15 protein-coding genes and 1 riboswitch are annotated in these 20,969 nt (G+C 57.0%); of the genes, 5 read left to right on the top strand and 10 right to left on the bottom strand.

Annotated elements, in window-relative coordinates; all coding sequences use genetic code 11:
• Window positions 1-111: 111 nt before the first annotated feature.
• The 3 genes from rpoB to dcuB all read left to right on the top strand — a co-directional run bounded on the left by rpoB (window position 112) and on the right by dcuB (window position 10,178).
• Window positions 112-4,140, top strand: coding sequence for a DNA-directed RNA polymerase subunit beta (rpoB, locus tag LGM20_RS24275; RefSeq protein WP_004206758.1), 4,029 nt, complete (start codon window positions 112-114; stop codon window positions 4,138-4,140).
• Between the two features lie 76 nt (window positions 4,141-4,216).
• Window positions 4,217-8,440, top strand: coding sequence for a DNA-directed RNA polymerase subunit beta' (gene rpoC, locus LGM20_RS24270; RefSeq protein WP_004206757.1), 4,224 nt, complete (start codon window positions 4,217-4,219; stop codon window positions 8,438-8,440).
• A 397-nt stretch (window positions 8,441-8,837) separates the two neighbouring features.
• Complete coding sequence (dcuB, locus tag LGM20_RS24265) at window positions 8,838-10,178, top strand: anaerobic C4-dicarboxylate transporter DcuB (protein WP_044524892.1); 1,341 nt, start codon at window positions 8,838-8,840, stop codon at window positions 10,176-10,178.
• Window positions 10,179-10,221: 43 nt separating this feature from the next.
• On the opposite strand, the gene LGM20_RS24260 is transcribed toward dcuB, so the two are convergent.
• From LGM20_RS24260 to LGM20_RS24215, 10 genes are all read right to left on the bottom strand, one after another.
• Window positions 10,222-10,539 carry a PTS lactose/cellobiose transporter subunit IIA gene (locus LGM20_RS24260; protein WP_004206755.1) on the bottom strand — a complete coding sequence of 106 codons (318 nt, stop codon included), beginning with the start codon at window positions 10,537-10,539 and terminating at the stop codon, window positions 10,222-10,224.
• A gap of 3 nt (window positions 10,540-10,542) precedes the next feature.
• On the bottom strand, window positions 10,543-10,803 hold the full coding sequence (locus LGM20_RS24255) for a PTS sugar transporter subunit IIB (RefSeq protein ID WP_004198931.1): 261 nt from the start codon (window positions 10,801-10,803) through the stop codon (window positions 10,543-10,545).
• A 217-nt stretch (window positions 10,804-11,020) separates the two neighbouring features.
• Window positions 11,021-12,553, bottom strand: a complete 1,533-nt coding sequence (locus LGM20_RS24250; protein ID WP_044524893.1) for a sensor domain-containing diguanylate cyclase — start codon at window positions 12,551-12,553, stop codon at window positions 11,021-11,023.
• Between the two features lie 316 nt (window positions 12,554-12,869).
• Complete coding sequence (gene thiH, locus LGM20_RS24245) at window positions 12,870-14,003, bottom strand: 2-iminoacetate synthase ThiH (RefSeq protein WP_023291594.1); 1,134 nt, start codon at window positions 14,001-14,003, stop codon at window positions 12,870-12,872.
• Window positions 14,000-14,770 (bottom strand): thiazole synthase, encoded by a 771-nt coding sequence (gene thiG, locus LGM20_RS24240; RefSeq protein ID WP_044524902.1) that lies wholly within the window; start codon window positions 14,768-14,770, stop codon window positions 14,000-14,002. Before thiG ends, thiH begins: the two co-directional genes overlap by 4 nt.
• Before the next feature lies 1 nt (window position 14,771).
• A complete protein-coding gene (gene thiS / locus LGM20_RS24235; RefSeq protein WP_017901114.1) occupies window positions 14,772-14,972 on the bottom strand; it encodes a sulfur carrier protein ThiS in 201 nt (66 codons plus the stop codon).
• Window positions 14,956-15,711 (bottom strand): thiazole biosynthesis adenylyltransferase ThiF, encoded by a 756-nt coding sequence (gene thiF, locus LGM20_RS24230; protein WP_023291595.1) that lies wholly within the window; start codon window positions 15,709-15,711, stop codon window positions 14,956-14,958. Before thiF ends, thiS begins: the two co-directional genes overlap by 17 nt.
• The gene (thiE, locus tag LGM20_RS24225) at window positions 15,704-16,339 is read right to left on the bottom strand and encodes a thiamine phosphate synthase (RefSeq protein WP_044524903.1); all 636 of its coding nucleotides are present in this window, start codon (window positions 16,337-16,339) and stop codon (window positions 15,704-15,706) included. The genes thiF and thiE overlap by 8 nt, the downstream gene beginning before the upstream one ends.
• Window positions 16,339-18,234 (bottom strand): phosphomethylpyrimidine synthase ThiC, encoded by a 1,896-nt coding sequence (thiC, locus tag LGM20_RS24220; protein WP_023291597.1) that lies wholly within the window; start codon window positions 18,232-18,234, stop codon window positions 16,339-16,341. Before thiC ends, thiE begins: the two co-directional genes overlap by 1 nt.
• An 84-nt stretch (window positions 18,235-18,318) precedes the next feature.
• Window positions 18,319-18,443, bottom strand: a riboswitch (TPP riboswitch).
• Window positions 18,444-18,496: 53 nt separating this feature from the next.
• Window positions 18,497-18,994, bottom strand: coding sequence for an Rsd/AlgQ family anti-sigma factor (locus LGM20_RS24215; RefSeq protein ID WP_023291598.1), 498 nt, complete (start codon window positions 18,992-18,994; stop codon window positions 18,497-18,499).
• Window positions 18,995-19,088: 94 nt separating this feature from the next.
• Between LGM20_RS24215 and nudC the strand changes: the two genes are divergently transcribed.
• Together nudC and hemE are read left to right on the top strand one after the other, a co-directional pair.
• On the top strand, window positions 19,089-19,862 hold the full coding sequence (nudC, locus tag LGM20_RS24210; protein ID WP_044524904.1) for an NAD(+) diphosphatase: 774 nt from the start codon (window positions 19,089-19,091) through the stop codon (window positions 19,860-19,862).
• A 40-nt stretch (window positions 19,863-19,902) separates the two neighbouring features.
• On the top strand, window positions 19,903-20,967 hold the full coding sequence (gene hemE / locus LGM20_RS24205) for a uroporphyrinogen decarboxylase (protein WP_044524905.1): 1,065 nt from the start codon (window positions 19,903-19,905) through the stop codon (window positions 20,965-20,967).
• The last annotated feature ends 2 nt before the right edge of the window (window positions 20,968-20,969 follow it).

Raw genomic sequence — 20,969 nt, 5'->3', positions numbered from 1 at the left:
GCAACAGGCATTGCGGAAAGTGTTCCATTTTCCGGTCAACAAAATAGTGTTGCATAAAAAACTGCCCTCTGCGGGCAGATGGGTCGACTTGTCAGCGAGCTGAGGAACCCTATGGTTTACTCCTATACCGAGAAAAAACGTATTCGTAAGGATTTTGGTAAACGTCCACAAGTTCTGGATGTGCCATATCTCCTTTCTATCCAGCTTGACTCGTTCCAGAAGTTTATCGAGCAAGATCCTGAAGGGCAGTACGGTCTGGAAGCTGCTTTCCGTTCCGTGTTCCCGATTCAGAGCTACAGCGGTAATTCCGAGCTGCAATACGTCAGCTACCGTCTGGGCGAACCGGTTTTTGACGTTAAAGAATGTCAGATCCGTGGCGTGACTTACTCTGCACCGCTGCGCGTAAAACTGCGTCTGGTGATCTACGAGCGCGAAGCGCCGGAAGGCACCGTCAAAGACATTAAAGAACAAGAAGTCTACATGGGCGAAATCCCGCTCATGACCGACAACGGTACCTTCGTCATCAACGGTACCGAGCGTGTTATCGTTTCTCAGCTGCACCGTAGCCCGGGCGTCTTCTTTGACAGTGACAAAGGTAAGACTCACTCATCCGGTAAGGTTCTGTATAACGCACGTATCATCCCTTACCGCGGTTCCTGGCTGGACTTCGAATTCGACCCGAAAGACAACCTGTTCGTTCGTATCGACCGTCGTCGTAAGCTGCCGGCTACCATCATCCTGCGCGCGCTGAATTACACCACTGAGCAGATCCTTGACCTGTTCTTCGAAAAAGTGGTCTTTGAAATTCGCGACAACAAGCTGCAGATGGAGCTGATTCCGGAGCGTCTGCGCGGTGAAACCGCCTCCTTCGATATCGAAGCCAACGGCAAAGTGTACGTTGAGAAAGGCCGTCGCATCACGGCTCGCCATATCCGTCAGCTGGAAAAAGACGATATCAAGCATATCGAAGTGCCGGTTGAATATATCGCGGGCAAAGTGGCGGCTAAAGACTATATCGATGAAGCGACTGGCGAACTGATCTGCCCGGCGAACATGGAGCTGAGCCTGGATCTGCTGGCTAAGCTGAGCCAGTCTGGCCACAAGCGCATCGAAACGCTGTTTACCAACGATCTGGACCACGGTCCATACATCTCTGAAACGGTACGCGTCGACCCGACTAACGATCGTCTGAGCGCGCTGGTAGAAATCTACCGCATGATGCGCCCTGGCGAGCCGCCGACTCGTGAAGCCGCTGAAAGCCTGTTTGAGAACCTGTTCTTCTCCGAAGACCGCTACGATCTGTCCGCGGTTGGTCGTATGAAGTTCAACCGTTCTCTGCTGCGCGACGAAATCGAAGGTTCCGGTATCCTGAGCAAAGACGACATCATCGAAGTGATGAAGAAGCTCATCGATATCCGTAACGGTAAAGGCGAAGTGGACGATATCGACCACCTCGGCAACCGTCGTATCCGTTCCGTTGGCGAAATGGCGGAAAACCAGTTCCGCGTTGGCCTGGTACGTGTAGAACGTGCGGTGAAAGAGCGTCTGTCTCTGGGCGATCTGGATACCCTGATGCCTCAGGATATGATCAACGCCAAGCCGATTTCCGCAGCAGTGAAAGAGTTCTTTGGTTCCAGCCAGCTGTCTCAGTTTATGGACCAGAACAACCCGCTGTCTGAGATCACGCACAAACGTCGTATCTCCGCACTCGGCCCAGGCGGTCTGACCCGTGAGCGCGCAGGCTTCGAAGTTCGAGACGTACACCCGACTCACTACGGTCGCGTATGTCCAATCGAAACGCCTGAAGGTCCGAACATCGGTCTGATCAACTCCCTGTCCGTATACGCGCAGACCAACGAATATGGCTTCCTTGAGACGCCGTATCGTAAAGTGACCGACGGTGTGGTTACCGACGAAATTCACTACCTGTCTGCTATCGAAGAAGGCAACTACGTTATCGCTCAGGCGAACTCCAACCTGGATGAAAACGGCCACTTCGTAGAAGATCTGGTGACCTGCCGTAGCAAAGGCGAATCCAGCTTGTTCAGCCGCGACCAGGTTGACTACATGGACGTATCCACCCAGCAGGTGGTATCCGTCGGTGCGTCCCTGATCCCGTTCCTGGAACACGATGACGCCAACCGTGCATTGATGGGTGCGAACATGCAACGTCAGGCCGTTCCGACTCTGCGCGCTGATAAGCCGCTGGTTGGTACCGGTATGGAACGTGCTGTAGCCGTCGACTCCGGCGTTACTGCCGTTGCTAAGCGCGGCGGTACCGTTCAGTACGTGGATGCTTCCCGTATCGTTATCAAAGTTAACGAAGACGAGATGTACCCGGGCGAAGCGGGTATCGACATCTATAACCTGACCAAATACACCCGTTCTAACCAGAACACCTGCATCAACCAGATGCCTTGCGTGTCCCTGGGCGAACCTATCGAGCGCGGCGACGTGCTGGCCGACGGCCCGTCCACCGACCTCGGTGAGCTGGCGCTGGGTCAGAACATGCGCGTCGCGTTCATGCCGTGGAACGGCTACAACTTCGAAGACTCCATCCTCGTTTCCGAGCGTGTTGTCCAGGAAGACCGTTTCACCACTATCCACATTCAGGAACTGGCGTGCGTGTCCCGTGACACCAAGCTGGGGCCGGAAGAGATCACCGCTGACATCCCGAACGTGGGTGAAGCTGCGCTCTCCAAACTGGATGAGTCCGGTATCGTTTATATCGGTGCGGAAGTGACCGGCGGCGACATTCTGGTTGGTAAGGTTACGCCGAAAGGTGAAACCCAGCTGACGCCGGAAGAGAAACTGCTGCGTGCGATCTTCGGTGAGAAAGCGTCTGACGTTAAAGACTCTTCTCTGCGCGTACCGAACGGTGTCTCTGGTACCGTTATCGACGTTCAGGTCTTTACCCGTGACGGCGTAGAAAAAGATAAACGTGCGCTGGAAATCGAAGAGATGCAGCTGAAGCAGGCCAAAAAAGACCTGTCTGAAGAACTGCAGATCCTCGAAGCCGGTCTGTTCAGTCGTATCTACGCGGTGCTGGTCTCCGGTGGCGTTGAAGCTGAGAAGCTCGATAAACTGCCGCGCGATCGCTGGCTGGAACTGGGCCTGACTGACGAAGAGAAACAAAATCAGCTGGAACAACTGGCTGAGCAGTACGACGAACTGAAACACGAGTTCGAGAAAAAACTCGAAGCGAAACGCCGCAAAATCACCCAAGGCGACGATCTGGCACCGGGCGTGCTGAAGATTGTTAAGGTATACCTGGCCGTTAAACGCCGTATCCAGCCTGGTGACAAGATGGCAGGTCGTCACGGTAACAAGGGTGTTATCTCTAAGATCAACCCGATCGAAGATATGCCGCACGATGCTAACGGTACGCCGGTAGATATCGTCCTGAACCCGCTGGGCGTACCGTCTCGTATGAACATCGGTCAGATCCTGGAAACTCACCTGGGTATGGCTGCGAAAGGCATCGGCGATAAGATCAACGCCATGCTGAAACAGCAGCAGGAAGTCGCGAAACTGCGCGAGTTCATCCAGCGTGCCTACGATCTGGGCGCTGACGTTCGTCAGAAAGTTGACCTGAATACCTTCAGCGATGAAGAAGTTCTGCGTCTGGCTGAAAACCTGCGTAAAGGTATGCCGATCGCAACGCCGGTGTTCGACGGTGCGAAAGAAGCGGAAATTAAAGCGCTGCTGCAGCTGGGCGACCTGCCGACTTCCGGTCAGATCACCCTGTTCGACGGCCGCACCGGTGAGCAGTTCGAGCGTCCGGTAACCGTGGGTTACATGTACATGCTGAAACTGAACCACCTGGTCGACGACAAAATGCACGCGCGTTCCACCGGTTCTTACAGCCTGGTGACTCAGCAGCCGCTGGGTGGTAAGGCGCAGTTCGGTGGTCAGCGCTTCGGTGAGATGGAAGTGTGGGCGCTGGAAGCATACGGCGCAGCCTACACCCTGCAGGAAATGCTCACCGTTAAGTCTGATGACGTGAACGGTCGTACTAAGATGTATAAAAACATCGTGGACGGCAATCACCAGATGGAACCGGGCATGCCGGAATCCTTCAACGTACTGTTGAAAGAAATTCGCTCGCTGGGCATCAACATCGAACTGGAAGACGAGTAATTCTCGCTCAAACAGGTCACTGCTGCCGGGTTAACGCCCGGCAGTGGAATGTGCTAACTCCGACGGGAGCAAATCCGTGAAAGACTTATTAAAGTTTCTGAAAGCGCAAACTAAAACCGAAGAGTTTGATGCGATCAAAATTGCTCTGGCTTCGCCAGACATGATCCGTTCATGGTCTTTCGGTGAAGTTAAAAAGCCGGAAACCATTAACTACCGTACGTTCAAACCTGAGCGTGACGGCCTTTTCTGCGCCCGTATCTTTGGGCCGGTAAAAGACTATGAGTGCCTGTGCGGTAAGTACAAGCGCCTGAAACACCGCGGTGTGATCTGTGAGAAGTGCGGCGTTGAAGTGACCCAGACTAAAGTGCGTCGTGAGCGCATGGGCCACATCGAGCTGGCATGTCCGACTGCCCACATCTGGTTCCTGAAATCCCTGCCGTCCCGTATCGGCCTGCTGCTGGATATGCCGCTGCGCGATATCGAACGTGTACTGTACTTTGAATCCTATGTGGTTATCGAAGGCGGCATGACCAACCTCGAACGCAACCAGATTCTGACGGAAGAACAGTACCTGGACGCGCTGGAAGAGTTCGGTGACGAATTCGACGCGAAGATGGGTGCGGAAGCGATCCAGGCGCTGCTGCGCAATATGGATCTGGAGCAGGAGTGCGAGCAGCTGCGTGAAGAGCTGAACGAAACCAACTCCGAAACCAAGCGTAAAAAGCTGACCAAGCGCATTAAGCTGCTGGAAGCCTTCGTACAGTCTGGCAACAAGCCGGAGTGGATGATCCTGACCGTTCTGCCGGTACTGCCGCCAGATCTGCGTCCGCTGGTTCCGCTGGATGGCGGTCGTTTCGCGACGTCTGACCTCAACGATCTGTATCGTCGCGTGATCAACCGTAACAACCGTCTGAAACGTCTGCTGGATCTGGCTGCGCCGGATATCATCGTACGCAACGAAAAACGTATGCTGCAGGAAGCGGTTGACGCCCTGCTGGACAACGGTCGTCGCGGTCGTGCGATCACCGGTTCTAACAAACGTCCTCTGAAATCTTTGGCCGATATGATCAAAGGTAAACAGGGTCGTTTCCGTCAGAACCTGCTCGGTAAGCGTGTTGACTACTCCGGTCGTTCTGTTATCACCGTAGGTCCATACCTGCGTCTGCATCAGTGCGGTCTGCCGAAGAAAATGGCGCTGGAGCTGTTCAAACCGTTCATCTACGGCAAGCTGGAACTGCGTGGCCTGGCCACCACCATCAAAGCCGCTAAGAAAATGGTTGAGCGCGAAGAAGCTGTCGTTTGGGATATCCTGGACGAAGTGATCCGCGAACACCCGGTCCTGCTGAACCGTGCGCCGACCCTGCACCGTCTGGGTATCCAGGCATTCGAACCGGTTCTGATCGAAGGTAAAGCCATCCAGCTGCACCCGCTGGTTTGTGCGGCATACAACGCCGACTTCGATGGTGACCAGATGGCTGTTCACGTACCGCTGACGCTGGAAGCCCAGCTGGAAGCGCGTGCGCTGATGATGTCTACCAACAACATCCTGTCCCCGGCGAACGGCGAACCAATCATCGTTCCGTCTCAGGACGTTGTACTGGGTCTGTACTACATGACCCGTGACAGTGTTAACGCCAAAGGCGAAGGCATGGTGCTGACTGGCCCGAAAGAAGCTGAGCGTATTTATCGCGCCGGCCTGGCCTCTCTGCATGCGCGCGTTAAAGTGCGTATCACTGAATACGAAAAAGACGACAATGGTGAGTTTGTCGCGAAAACCAGCCTGAAAGACACGACCATTGGCCGTGCCATTCTGTGGATGATCGTACCGAAAGGTCTGCCGTTCTCTATCGTGAACCAGGCGCTCGGTAAGAAAGCGATCTCCAAGATGCTGAACACCTGTTACCGTATTCTGGGCCTGAAACCGACCGTTATTTTCGCGGACCAGACGATGTACACCGGCTTTGCTTACGCAGCGCGTTCAGGTGCATCCGTTGGTATCGATGACATGGTCATCCCGGAGAAAAAATACGAAATCATCAGCGAAGCGGAAGCGGAAGTTGCTGAGATTCAGGAACAGTTCCAGTCCGGTCTGGTGACCGCGGGCGAACGCTACAACAAAGTTATCGATATCTGGGCTGCGGCGAACGATCGTGTATCCAAAGCGATGATGGATAACCTGCAAACCGAAACCGTGATTAACCGTGACGGTCAGGAAGAGCAGCAGGTTTCCTTCAACAGCATCTACATGATGGCCGACTCCGGTGCGCGTGGTTCTGCTGCACAGATTCGTCAGCTGGCCGGTATGCGTGGTCTGATGGCGAAGCCGGATGGCTCCATCATCGAAACGCCGATCACCGCGAACTTCCGTGAAGGTCTGAACGTACTCCAGTACTTCATCTCCACGCACGGTGCGCGTAAAGGTCTGGCGGATACCGCACTGAAAACAGCGAACTCCGGTTACCTGACTCGTCGTCTGGTCGACGTTGCCCAGGACCTGGTCGTCACTGAAGACGACTGCGGCACCCTGGAAGGCATCACTATGACGCCGGTTATCGAAGGTGGCGACGTTAAAGAGCCGCTGCGCGATCGCGTACTGGGTCGTGTGACGGCGGAAGACGTGCTGAAGCCGGGTACTGCGGATATTCTGGTTCCACGCAACACGCTGCTGCACGAGCACTGGTGTGACCTGCTGGAAGCGAACTCCGTTGACTCCGTCAAAGTGCGTTCCGTTGTATCCTGTGACACCGACTTTGGTGTATGTGCGCACTGCTATGGTCGTGACCTGGCGCGTGGCCACATCATCAACAAAGGTGAGGCTATCGGCGTTATCGCGGCACAGTCCATCGGTGAGCCGGGTACACAGCTGACGATGCGTACGTTCCACATCGGTGGTGCGGCATCTCGTGCGGCTGCTGAATCCAGCATCCAGGTGAAAAACAAAGGTAGCATCAAGCTCAGCAACGCGAAGTCGGTTGTGAACTCCAGCGGTAAACTGGTTATCACTTCTCGTAACACCGAGCTGAAGCTGATCGACGAATTCGGTCGTACCAAAGAGAGCTATAAAGTGCCTTACGGTGCGGTTATGGCGAAAGGCGACGGTGAGCAGGTTGCCGGCGGTGAAACCGTCGCAAACTGGGATCCGCACACCATGCCGGTTATCACCGAAGTGAGTGGTTTTATCCGCTTCACTGACATGATCGACGGCCAGACCATTACTCGTCAGACCGACGAGCTGACCGGTCTGTCTTCGCTGGTGGTTCTGGACTCTGCAGAACGTACCGCAGGTGGTAAAGATCTGCGTCCGGCGCTGAAAATCGTTGATGCTCAGGGCAACGACGTTCTGATCCCAGGTACCGATATGCCTGCTCAGTACTTCCTGCCGGGTAAAGCGATTGTTCAGCTGGAAGATGGCGTACAGATCAGCTCTGGTGACACCCTGGCGCGTATTCCGCAGGAATCCGGCGGTACCAAGGACATCACCGGTGGTCTGCCGCGCGTTGCGGACCTGTTCGAAGCACGTCGTCCGAAAGAGCCGGCTATCCTGGCTGAAATCAGCGGTATCATTTCCTTCGGTAAAGAAACCAAAGGGAAACGTCGCCTGGTTATCACCCCGGTAGACGGTAGCGAGCCGTACGAAGAGATGATTCCGAAATGGCGTCAGCTCAACGTGTTCGAAGGTGAACGTGTAGAACGTGGTGACGTAGTTTCCGACGGCCCGGAAGCACCGCACGACATTCTGCGTCTGCGTGGCGTACATGCTGTGACCCGTTACATTGTTAACGAAGTCCAGGACGTATACCGTCTGCAGGGCGTTAAGATTAACGATAAACACATCGAAGTTATCGTTCGTCAGATGCTGCGTAAAGCCACCATCGAAAGCGCAGGCAGCTCCGACTTCCTCGAAGGCGAGCAGGTGGAATACTCCCGCGTCAAGATCGCGAACCGCGAACTGGAAGCGAACGGCAAAGTGGGCGCAACGTTCTCCCGCGATCTGCTGGGTATCACCAAAGCGTCTCTGGCCACCGAGTCCTTCATCTCCGCGGCATCGTTCCAGGAGACCACTCGCGTGCTGACCGAAGCAGCCGTTGCGGGCAAACGCGACGAACTGCGCGGTCTGAAAGAGAACGTCATCGTGGGTCGTCTGATCCCGGCCGGTACCGGTTATGCGTACCACCAGGATCGTATGCGCCGTCGCGCTGCTGGCGAACTGCCGGCGGCACCGCAGGTGAGCGTGGAAGAAGCATCTGCCAACCTGGCAGAGCTGCTGAACGCAGGTCTGGGCGGTTCTGACAACGATTAATCGTTGATGCACTGCTAAAAAGCCGGTCAGGTTTCCTGACCGGCTTTTTTATTGCCTGTTCTCCGCAGTCCCCGTCTTTAATTACATTTACGCTATATCCAGGATGCAATTTTTTAGCAATTAATTCATAAAAAATATCCTTTAGCCTTTCACCTCAAAAACCTTTCTTTATATATGGGTAAAACTTCTACTCATATCAAAAAATAAACAATTTAAAGAGGATATATTCAAAATACCTGATGAATCATGGGATTACTGCTGCTGCTTTATCTTCGGCGCGACGGCCTGGAGAGGGATCGCTGCATCTCATGCTTCCCCCAACAAGGCGCAGAAATAATCCCGGCAGGCAGGTAGGGATCATTACTTTAGGTCTGAGCGGACAGGCTCTGGGGGCTGCATGGAATTCGCGATACAACTCATTATTATCTTAATTTGTCTGTTTTATGGTGCCCGAAAAGGCGGTATTGCGCTGGGGCTGCTGGGCGGCATCGGTTTAGTGATCCTCGTCTTTGTTTTTCATCTCCAGCCGGGTAAACCGCCGGTTGATGTGATGCTGGTGATCATTGCGGTGGTGGCCGCCTCGGCGACGCTGCAGGCGTCCGGCGGCCTGGATATCATGCTGCAGATTGCCGAGAAGCTGCTGCGGCGAAACCCAAAATATGTCTCTATTGTGGCGCCTTTCGTCACCTGCACGCTGACTATCCTCTGCGGTACCGGTCACGTGGTGTATACCATCCTGCCGATTATCTACGATGTGGCGATTAAGAATAACATTCGCCCGGAGCGTCCGATGGCCGCCAGCTCCATTGGCGCCCAGATGGGGATCATCGCCAGCCCGGTCTCGGTGGCGGTGGTCTCGCTGGTGGCGATGCTGGGGAATTTTACCTTTAACGGTAAACATCTCGAGTTTCTCGATCTGCTGGCGATAACCATTCCTTCCACGCTGCTGGGCATTTTAGCCATTGGCATCTTCAGCTGGTTCCGTGGCAAAGATCTGGATAAAGACGAAGCCTTCCAGGCGTTTATTGCGGTACCGGAGAACCGCCATTACGTCTATGGCGATACGGCGACGCTGCTGGATAGAAAGTTGCCCACCAGCAACTGGATAGCGATGTGGATTTTTCTGGCCTCCATCGCTGTGGTGGCGCTGCTCGGCGCCTTCTCTGAACTGCGTCCGACCTTTGACGGTAAACCGCTGTCGATGGTGCTGGTGATCCAGATGTTTATGCTGCTCTCCGGGGCGCTGATCATCATCATTACTAAAACCAACCCGGCATCGATTTCCAAAAATGAGGTCTTTCGTTCGGGAATGATCGCTATCGTCGCGGTGTACGGCATCGCCTGGATGGCGGAGACCATGTTTGGCGCTCACATGACCGAAATTAAAGGCGTGCTCGGGGAGATGGTCAAAGAGTATCCATGGGCCTATGCCATCGTGCTGCTGCTGGTTTCGAAGTTTGTAAACTCGCAGGCGGCAGCGCTGGCGGCGATTGTTCCGGTGGCCCTGGCCATCGGCGTCGACCCGGCCTATATCGTGGCTTCTGCGCCGGCCTGCTATGGCTACTATATTCTGCCGACCTACCCCAGCGATCTGGCGGCGATCCAGTTTGACCGCTCAGGGACCACCCATATTGGCCGCTTTGTGATTAACCACAGCTTTATCCTGCCCGGGCTCATCGGCGTTGGCGTCTCCTGCGTTTTTGGCTGGGTATTCGCTGCGATGTACGGCTTTCTGTAAGCGGGGACGGGCGCCGGCAGCGACGCCCGTTCAATTCGAGAGATTATTGCGCGAGGGGCAGGCGACGGTATAGTTCAATCATATCGGTCGCCAGATCCTGAATGACCATGGCGTTCATCAGATGGTCCTGAGAATGCACGGTGATCAGGTTGACCGGTAACTTACCGCTGCCTTCATCCAGGCCGATAAGCTGGGTCTGAATTTTATGCGCATGTTTGACGAACTCATGGGACTCGGCCATGGCCTGCTCCGCTGCGGCAAAATCGCCTTTCCGCGCCAGCTGTAGCGCCGTCAGCGCCGCGCTGCGCGCAGAACCCGCGTTAACCAGCAGCTCCATGATGATCGTTTCTAAATCTTCCATCGATTACTCCAGCATCTTAAGGGCTTTATCCAGAACGGCATCACCTTTCATCATGCCGTAGTCCATCATATCGATCACGGCGACCTTTTTGCCGAACGGGTCGGCCAGCGCCTGCAGCTTCGCCTGCTCATATTTCACCTGCGGGCCGAGCAGAATAATGTCGGCGGCGGCCAGATTATCTTTAAACTCGGCGACCGGTACGGCCTTGATTGAGACCTCAACACCTTTCTTCTGCGCGGCATCTTGCATACGCTGAACCAGCATGCTGGTAGACATACCGGCGGCACAGCACAAAACGATATTCTTCATAGTCAGTGGCCCTTGTGTTCCGTGATGTCTTATGTTTATCGCGGCCCTGGCGATGCGACAACCGCTTTACCGTGATTGTGTGTAAGTCATCACACAAAAATTGAAACCGGTTTCATTTTTGCCGGAAAAAATAAAAAAGCCCACCGAAGTGGGCGGTTGCGGCGCTAAAGCCCTAGGCGCGCAGGATGCGGTTTTTACCCTGCTGTTTGGCTTTGTACAGCGCTTCATCGACGCTCACCACCAGTTTATCCAGCGGCTCCATGTTCCATTCCCCCAGCCCGGCGCTGAAGGTGACCGTCAGGCCATCTTCGCGCCAGGTGCGCCGTTCGACGTTTACCCGCCATGTTTCCAGCAGCGTGCGGGCGTTATCAATATGTTCGGCAGGAAAGACCACCGCGAACTCTTCACCACCATAGCGATAGAGGGATATCTCCAGCGGCTGGAGGACCTGCAGCCCTTCGCGGGCGACGTTACGCAGAACGATATCGCCGTTGAGGTGACCCCAGGTGTCGTTGATCGATTTAAAGTTATCGATATCGACCAGCGCGAGGGCGAACGGCTGATGATCGTTCATCAGCGCGGCAATATCGCTGTCGAAGGCGCGGCGGTTCTTGCAGCCGGTGAGCGCGTCAATGGTCGCCTGGCGGACGTAGGTCAGTTCGCGCTGCTTGTTAGTTTCAATGGCTTTACTCAGCATCGCCTCGAGGCGTGGGGCGCGTTTGACGTCGCCGGTTTTAATCGCATTGATGATATTCATCAGCACGGTGCGGGAGGCATGACGCAGATAAAGGCCGAACAGGATGATGATGATCGCCGCGAGGGCGAAACCGCCGATCACTAAATTGGTTTCATGGCGCGTCAGATTAACCAGGGTGGTGTTATCGACACGGAAAATCACAAACCAGTCGGGATTGGTAAAGGAGTAATAGTAATACCAGGTGTCGTTCCCGGGATCGTAAAGCTGCCCCTCGCCGCTGGTCATTTTATCCATCAGCTCATTACTGACGAAGGGTTTAAACAGTGCGCCAGGGTCGGAGTGCAGGACCACTTTGCCATCACGCTGCACCACAAAAAACTCGCCCTGTACGGGGGCCACCATCTGGCGCAGCGCGAACCCCATGGAGGTGAGATCGAGATGAAAGGCCAGGCTGCCCTTGAGTTTCCCCTCCGGGGTGATGATGGGTTTGAAAATGGTAATCGTCGGATGGTGGGTAAAAAAATCCATATATGGGCTGGTGTAGTGGCTGAAGGTGCTGGCTTCCGCCTGTTTGATAAACCAGGGCCGCGTTCTGGGATCGAAAGCCTGACTGTCTTCATTTTCCAGCACCTCCGGGGCGCGCAGATAGTGGCCCTCGGTATCCGCCAGCGAGATGGATGAGACGCTCGGCATCATGTTCTGTAACTGCATCAGCGTCGTTAACCCTTTCTCCGGTTCCACATTGACTGCGCGATTCAGTTCGTCATTGCGGGCAAAGAAGGCGACCGCGCGCCCAAGAATAAAATCATTTTCCCGCAGCAGGGTTTCCGTGTAGTTGATCGCCAGGTTGTGGGTAAAGTTGCGGTTAATGTCGTGATAATCTTCAAGAAAATCTTTTCGCTGCGCCAGGGTGACAAAAATAGCGATCAGCATAAAACTGAGCAAGATGCCGGCAAACCCCACGACGATCGGCGTCGTGAAAGAGAGCTTTCTGTTGTGTAGAGCCATGAATCGTTAATCGTCCCGGATGTATAAACCATGGGTCCGAACGCAGGTTGCGACTGCGACGCCTGCCGATCGAATCAGTTAACTATTGCTCAATTATAACTCTGAGGCCTTCATGTATCGTGATTTATATTCGGCGACAATGTACAGGCCCTCGATCAGCGCGGAGAGGCAGGGCGAAAATGAGGAAGAAAAGGTTCGCCCTGGTCAGCGTCCGCTGCTGACCAGGGCAGAATAGAAAAAGGGCGCCTGGCGGGCCAGCCTCCGTTTTTCATCTCTCGTGCAGGCGCGCAAAAATATCAGGCGCTTACACTGTACATCATGAGGTTTGCGAGGCGCGTCCCAGCCAGCTGTCCCAGTCTTTCCACACCGGCTGCAGGCCGCGGGCAGCCAGCGCGCTGGCGACTTCTTCAGGCCGACGGTCATCGTGCGGCGCGAACTGCTCAAGCTCCGGATGGTCGTCGGCGTAACCCCCGGGCTGGGTTTTGGAGAAGGCGCTGACGTTATTGATCGCCAGCGGGATCACCCGGTCGCGGAACCAGGGGGATTCGCGGGTGGATAGCGACAGCTCAACCTCCGGCGCCAGCAGGCGGAAGGCGCAGATGGTCTGCACCAGCTGACGCTCATCCATTAGCGAGGCCGGTTCAATGCCGCCGGCGCAGGGACGCAGACGCGGGAAGGAGACCGAATAGCGGCTGCGCCAGTAGCGTTGCTGCAGCCACAGCAGGTGCTCAGCGACCATAAAGCAGTCCACCCGCCAGCTGTCGGAAAGGCCGATCAGCGCGCCAAGGCCGATCTTATCGATCCCCGCCTCGCCCAGGCGATCCGGCGTATCCAGCCGCCAGAAGAAATCCTGCTTTTTCCCTTTCAGGTGGTGCTGAGCGTACATGCTTTCGTGATAGGTCTCCTGATAGACCATCACCCCGTCGAGCCCCAGGGTTTTCAGCTCGGCATACTCGTCGGTCGCCAGCGGCTGCACCTCCATATGCAGCGAGGCAAACTGGCTGCGGATTGCCGGCAGGTGCTGGCGGAAATAATCCATTCCCACCTTGCCCTGATGCTCACCGGTCACCAGCAGCAGATGCTCAAAGCCCAGGTCGCGGATCGCGGCGCACTCGCGGGCAATCTCGGCAGCATCCAGCGTCTTGCGCTTAATGCGGTTGCTCATCGAGAAGCCGCAGTAGGTGCAGTCGTTGGCGCACAGGTTGGAAAGATACAGCGGCACGTAGAAGCTGACGGTATTGCCGAAGCGCTGACGGGTAAGCCGCTGCGCGCGCTGGGCCAGAGGTTCAAGATACCCGGCCGCCGCCGGCGAAAGCAGGGCCATCATGTCGTCGCGGGTCAGCTGTTTGGCCGCCAGCGCCCGTTCGACATCGGCGGCGGTTTTACCGTTGATGCGCAGGCGGATGTCGTCCCACTCCAGCTGCCGCCAGCGATCGCTGAAGGTTTTCATGCCAGCGCCTCCAGGAATCCGGTGAGCGGGCTGGTGGCCTGCGCCTGCGCGCTGCGCGCCCCCGGTCCGGCCTGACGGGCCAGCAAGCCGGCCTCGACCGCCATACGGAAAGCGTGGGCCATGGCCACGGGATCGTCGGCGACGGCAATAGCGGTATTGACCAGCACCGCGTCCGCGCCCATTTCCAGCGCCTGCGCCGCATGGCTTGGGACGCCGATGCCGGCGTCGACCACCACCGGCACCGTCGCCTGCTCGATAATAATCTCCAGCATGGCTTTGGTTTCCAGCCCCTGATTGGAGCCGATCGGCGCGCCCAGGGGCATCACCGCCGCGCAGCCAGCCTCTTCCAGCCGTTTACACAGCACCGGGTCGGCGCCGCAGTAGGGCAGCACCACGAACCCTTCGCGAACCAGCAGCTCCGCCGCTTTCAGGGTTTCAATCGGGTCGGGCAGCAGCCAGCGGGCGTCCGGGTGGATCTCCAGTTTCAGCCAGTGGGTGCCCAAGGCTTCCCGCGCCAGGCGGGCGGCAAACACCGCCTCTTCCGCTGTCTTGGCGCCCGAGGTATTCGGCAGCAGGCTGACTCCCGCCGTCAACAGCGGGGCGAGGATGGCGTCATTGTGCTGACGTAAATCGACGCGCTTCATCGCCAGGGTGACCAGCTGGCTGCCCGAGGCGCGAATCGCCTCAACCATCACCTCCGGGGCGGCGAATTTGCCGGTACCGGTGAAAAGATGGGATTCAAATGTTTTGTCTGCAATACGTAACATGTCAGCCTCCAGCGATAACCTGAAAAAGCAGGACTCGATCGCCTTCCTGCAAGAGATGATCTTCCCACCGGTCGCGCGGCAGAATGTGTTGATTGAGCGCCAGCGCGACGCCCGGCTGCAGCTGTTCGAGCTGGGTCAGCAGGGCGCTGACGCTGAGATGGTCGGCGCACGCCAGCGGCTCGTCGTTAAACCAGATCTGCATGCCGCCCTCCGCAAATCGGGCAGCCCCGGGAACGCTGTAGCGCCAGGTTACGCCAGTTGCTGGTGCGGGCGTCGAACAGCCGCAGAGTGTTGCGCGGCGTCGTCATGCCGCTGAGCAGTTTAATGGCCTCCAGCGCCTGCAGCGTGCCCATCATGCCGACCACCGGACCGACGATCCCCGCGGTGCGGCAGTTGCGCTGCGGTTCGTCGCTATCCGGCCACAGGCAGCGATAGCAACCCTGCGTCCAGGGGGGGGTGAGCACCATCAGCTGACCGCCGAAGCCGACGGCGCTGGCGGTCACTAACGGGATGTCGAGGGCCACGCAGGCGGCATTGATCGCCTGGCGGGTGACCATGTTATCGGTACAGTCCAGCACCACGTCCGCTTTCGCCACCTCGGCGCGCAGCGCCTCGCCGCTTAATCGCTGCTGGAGCGCAACCAGTTTGATCTGCGGATTTAGCTGGCTGAGCCGCGTCTTTGCCGCCGCGGCTTTTGGCCGATCGATATCCGCGCTGGTGAACAGGATCTGCCGCTGCAGATTGCTGAGATGCACGGCGTCGTCATCGGCCAGGGTCAGCGTCCCGACGCCAGCCCCGGCCAGATAGAGCGCCGCCGGGGAGCCCAGCCCGCCAAGGCCGATAATCAGCACCCGGCTGGCTAACAGCTTCTGCTGCCCCTCGATGGCGATATCCTCCAGCAGCAGCTGACGGCTATAGCGCATAAAGTCGTGATCATTCATCGCCCGCTCCCGCCAGCGCCAGCAGCTGGTCGGTCGCTGCCCGCCAGTCCGCCGCCTGGGTGATGGCGCTGACCACTGCGATGCTGCCGACGCCGGTCGCCAGCACCGCCGGGGCCTTTTCAAGGCTAATTCCGCCGATCGCCACGGTGGGGTAATCCGCCAGGCGTTGGATATGTCTGGCAAGCTGCTCGAGCCCCTGCGGCGCGGAGGGCATCTGTTTGGTTTGCGTCGGGAAGACGTGACCCAGGGCGATGTATGAGGGGCGCGCCGCCAGGGCGACATCAATCTCCATATCGTCATGGGTGGAGACGCCCAGACGTAGCCCGGCTTGGCGGATGGCGCTCAGATCGGTGGTTTCCAGATCTTCTTGTCCGAGATGTACGCCGTAGGCCTGGTGCTTGATCGCCAGTCGCCAGTAATCGTTAATGAACAGCCGGGCGTGATAGCGGCGGCCAAGGGCGATGGCGGCGATGACGTCATCCTCCACCTCGCTGTCGTGTCGGTCTTTGATGCGTAACTGAAGAGTACGCACGCCGGCTTCGAGCAGGCGCTCAATCCACGCCACGCTGTCCACTACCGGGTAGAGTCCGAGACGAAACGGGACGGGTGGAAAATCAGGCTGATACATCAGACTTCCTCCTGTTTCAGGTAGATTTCGCCGCCGCGGGCGCGGAAGTGATGCGACATATCGGCCATGCCGGCGTCGATGGCCTGTCTGGCGGCGTAGTCGCGGACTTCCTGAGTGATCTTCATTGAGCAGAATTTCGGACCGCACATGGAGCAGAAGTGGGCAACTTTGCCGGATTCCTGCGGCAGGGTTTCATCGTGATAGGCCCGGGCGGTGAACGGATCCAGCGCGAGGTTAAACTGGTCTTCCCAGCGGAATTCAAAGCGCGCCTTCGACATGGCGTTATCGCGGATCTGCGCCCCGGGGTGACCTTTCGCCAGGTCGGCGGCGTGGGCGGCGATTTTGTAGGTAATCAACCCCTGCTTCACATCCTCTTTGTTGGGCAGGCCGAGATGCTCTTTTGGCGTGACATAGCACAGCATGGCGCAGCCGAACCAGCCGATCATCGCCGCGCCGATGCCGGAGGTGAAATGGTCGTAGCCCGGCGCAATGTCGGTGGTGAGCGGCCCGAGGGTGTAGAACGGCGCTTCGTGGCAGTGCTCCAGCTCCTCGGTCATATTGCGGCGGATCATCTGCATCGGCACGTGGCCGGGGCCCTCGATCATCACCTGCACGTCATACTCCCAGGCGATTTTCGTCAGCTCGCCGAGGGTGCGCAGCTCGGAGAACTGCGCTTCGTCGTTAGCATCCTGGATGGAGCCGGGGCGCAGGCCATCGCCCAGCGACAGCGACACGTCATAGGCGGCGCAGATTTCGCAGATTTCGCGGAAATGCTGGTAGAGAAAGTTTTCCTGATGGTGCGACAGGCACCATTTGGCCATGATTGAGCCGCCGCGCGAAACGATGCCGGTCAGACGCTTCGCGGTCATCGGGACGTAGCGCAGCAGTACGCCGGCGTGAATGGTGAAGTAGTCGACCCCCTGTTCGGCCTGTTCCAGCAGGGTATCGCGGAAGGCTTCCCAGGTGAGGTTCTCGGCGATGCCGTTGACTTTCTCCAGCGCCTGGTAAATCGGTACGGTGCCGATCGGTACCGGGCTGTTACGCAGGATCCACTCGCGGGTTTCGTGGATATAGCGGCCGGTGGAGAGATCCATCACCGTATCGGCGCCCCAGCGGGTGGACCAGACCAGCTTCTCGACCTCTTCTTCGATGGAGGAGGTCACCGCCGAGTTGCCGATATTAGCATTCACTTTTACCAGGAAGTTGCGGCCGATAATCATCGGCTCAGACTCCGGGTGGTTGATATTGGCCGGGATGATGGCGCGCCCGGCGGCCACTTCATCACGGACGAACTCAGGGGTAATGTTTTCCGGCAGGCGGGCGCCGAAGCCTTCGCCGGCATGCTGCTGGCGCAGAACTTCGCTGCGAATACGTTCGCGGCCCATGTTTTCGCGAATGGCGATGAACTCCATCTCCGGGGTGACGATCCCCTGGCGGGCGTAGTGCAGTTGGGTAACACATTTGCCGGCAACGGCGCGTTTTGGCTTCAGCTGGCTATTGAAGCGCAGCTCATCAAGGCCGTCATCGGCCAGCCGCGCTTTGGTATAGGCCGAGCTGCGTTCGCTGAGCGGGGCGCAGTCATTGCGCGCGTCGATCCACGGCTGGCGCAGCCTGGCAAGCCCCTGGCGGACATTAATGCCAATATCCGGGTCGCCATAAGGTCCGGAGGTGTCATACACCGGGATCGGTTCGTTGGCTTCGTACTGTGGGTTATCGTTATCGCCGCCGACGAGGGTTGGGCTGAGCTGGATTTCACGCATTGGGACGCGGATATCCGCTTGTGAACCTTGAATGTAGATACGGCGCGAATTAGGGAAAGCAGCGCCTTCCAGCGTATCGATAAATCGCTGCGCGTGCTCGCGTAGCTCACGACGGGTCAGTTTGGTAGTAGACATAGCGCATTCCAGATGAAAAGGACATGGCTTGTCAGACGACGGATGGAGTAACAGATGCGATCGGCCCTGACGGACTGACGCGAACAGCAGTTTACTCTTGTTCCCTTCGCAGGTATTAGCCTGATCAGGTTCCGCGGATCCCGAATTAACGGTCTCAGCCTTTTCCACGTTAGCCTTCACATGGAAAATAAGCACTCCGACAAGATGACATCCCCTCCGGAGAGGGGGAATGAAGGTAAACTACTCGTTAATTGCACACAACTCAAGCGGTCGGGGCAATATTATCGCGCACCTCATCGTTCAGATGATGGGCGACGGCGAGGGCGATCAGTTTATCTTCCAGGGCGAAACGCGCTTCCAGCGACTCGCCGATATCCGACAGCGCCTGCTGAAATTCAAGGTAGTTATCATGATCAATGGCGTTTTCGAGGCAGGTATCGTAGTAGTCCATCATCTGCTGGGTATTGGCTTCCAGCTGCGGGTAAAGCCGGGTGGCGGCTAAAAGTGGGGTATCGCCTTCCATTTCGCCAATAATGCGTTCATAAATACTAAAATGACCGGACGAGAGGTAATCCACCAGACTTTGGCAAAAGTCATCCAGCGCCTTTTCGTTTAGCCGCATAAACGACTCTTTGCCCGGTTTCAGGCCAACCAGATTGTAGTAAGCCACGAGCAGATGCTTACGCACTTGTAGCCAGCGATCGACCAGTTCATTACTACCGCCAACGCGCTCCGTCAGATTTTCCAGCTGGTTTAGCATGATTGACTCCGCTAGTTTTGATTTAAATCTGCTCACCAAAAATGTAAATATAATGTTAACAACATGCCAGTGAAGCAAAGGTAGTGCAATAGATATGGATCGTATTATTGAAAAATTAGATCGCGGCTGGTGGGTTGTCAGTCACGAACAAAAATTATGGTTGCCTGGTGGAGAATTACCACATGGCGAAGCGGTTAATTTCGATCTTGTCGGCCAGCATGCGCTGCATATCGGCGAATGGCAGGGCGATCCGGTGTGGATGGTGCGCCAGGATCGCCGCCATGACATGGGATCGTTACGCCAGGTGCTGGATCAGGATCCGGGACTCTTTCAGCTGGCGGGACGGGGGATCCAGCTCGCCGAATTTTATCGATCGCATAAATTTTGCGGCTACTGCGGTCACCCGATGCATGCCAGTAAAAGCGAATGGGCGATGCTGTGCAGCCACTGCCGTGAACGTTACTACCCGCAAATTGCCCCGTGCATTATCGTCGCTATCCGTCGCGACGATGCGATCCTGCTGGCGCAACATACCCGACATCGCAATGGGATACACACCGTGCTGGCCGGGTTCGTCGAGGTCGGCGAAACCCTCGAGCAGGCCGTTGCCCGTGAGGTGATGGAGGAGAGCGGTATCCGGGTGAAAAATCTGCGCTACGTGACTTCTCAACCGTGGCCGTTCCCGCAGTCGCTGATGACTGCCTTTATGGCGGATTACGCGGAGGGCGATATCGTGGTGGATAAAAAAGAGTTACTCAGCGCGGACTGGTACCGCTATGACGATCTGCCGCTTCTGCCGCCGCCGGGGACGGTGGCGCGCCGGCTTATCGAAGATACCGTCGCGATGTGTCGGGCAGAGTTCGAGTGACATGTTACACTGGGCGTATCAACGCTAAAGGAATGTAAAAATGACCGAACTGAAGAACGATCGTTACCTGCGCGCGCTGCTGCGTCAGCCGGTTGATGTCACCCCGGTGTGGATGATGCGCCAGGCGGGCCGCTATTTACCGGAGTACAAAGCCACCCGTGCGCAAGCGGGCGACTTTATGTCGCTGTGTAAAAATGCCGAGCTGGCCTGCGAAGTGACGCTCCAGCCGCTGCGTCGTTACCCGCTGGACGCGGCGATCCTCTTTTCGGACATCCTGACCATCCCGGACGCCATGGGGCTGGGGCTGTACTTTGAGGCAGGCGAAGGCCCGCGCTTCACCTCGCCGGTGAAAAGCAAAGCCGACGTCGACAAGCTGCCAGTCCCGGATCCCGAGCAGGAACTGGGCTACGTGATGAATGCCGTGCGCACCATTCGCCGCGAACTGAAAGGCGAAGTGCCGCTGATCGGTTTTTCCGGTAGCCCATGGACGCTGGCGACCTACATGGTGGAAGGCGGCAGCAGCAAGGCTTTCACCGTCATCAAAAAGATGATGTACGCCGACCCGCAGGCGCTGCACGCGCTGCTGGATAAGCTGGCGAAGAGCGTCACCCTGTATCTCAACGCGCAGATCAAAGCCGGCGCGCAGTCGGTGATGATTTTTGACACCTGGGGCGGGGTGCTGACCGGCCGCGACTACCAGCAGTTCTCCCTCTACTACATGCATAAAATCGTCGATGGCCTGCTGCGGGAAAACGAAGGCCGCCGCGTGCCGGTGACGCTGTTCACCAAAGGCGGCGGTCAGTGGCTGGAAGCGATGGCGGAGACCGGCTGTGACGCGCTGGGTCTCGACTGGACCACCGATATTGCCGATGCCCGTCGTCGCGTGGGCGACAAAGTCGCGCTGCAGGGCAACATGGATCCGTCCATGCTCTATGCGCCCCCCGCGCGTATTGAAGAAGAAGTCGCGACCATCCTCGCCGGCTTTGGTCAGGGAGAAGGCCACGTCTTTAACCTCGGCCACGGCATCCATCAGGACGTTGACCCTGAGCATGCGGGCGTCTTTGTTGAAGCGGTGCATCGTCTTTCCGCACCCTATCACCAGTAGGA

The organism is Klebsiella quasipneumoniae subsp. quasipneumoniae (assembly GCF_020525925.1).
GTDB classification, from domain to species: domain Bacteria; phylum Pseudomonadota; class Gammaproteobacteria; order Enterobacterales; family Enterobacteriaceae; genus Klebsiella; species Klebsiella quasipneumoniae.
This window is presented reverse-complemented; position numbering and strand designations above follow the sequence as displayed.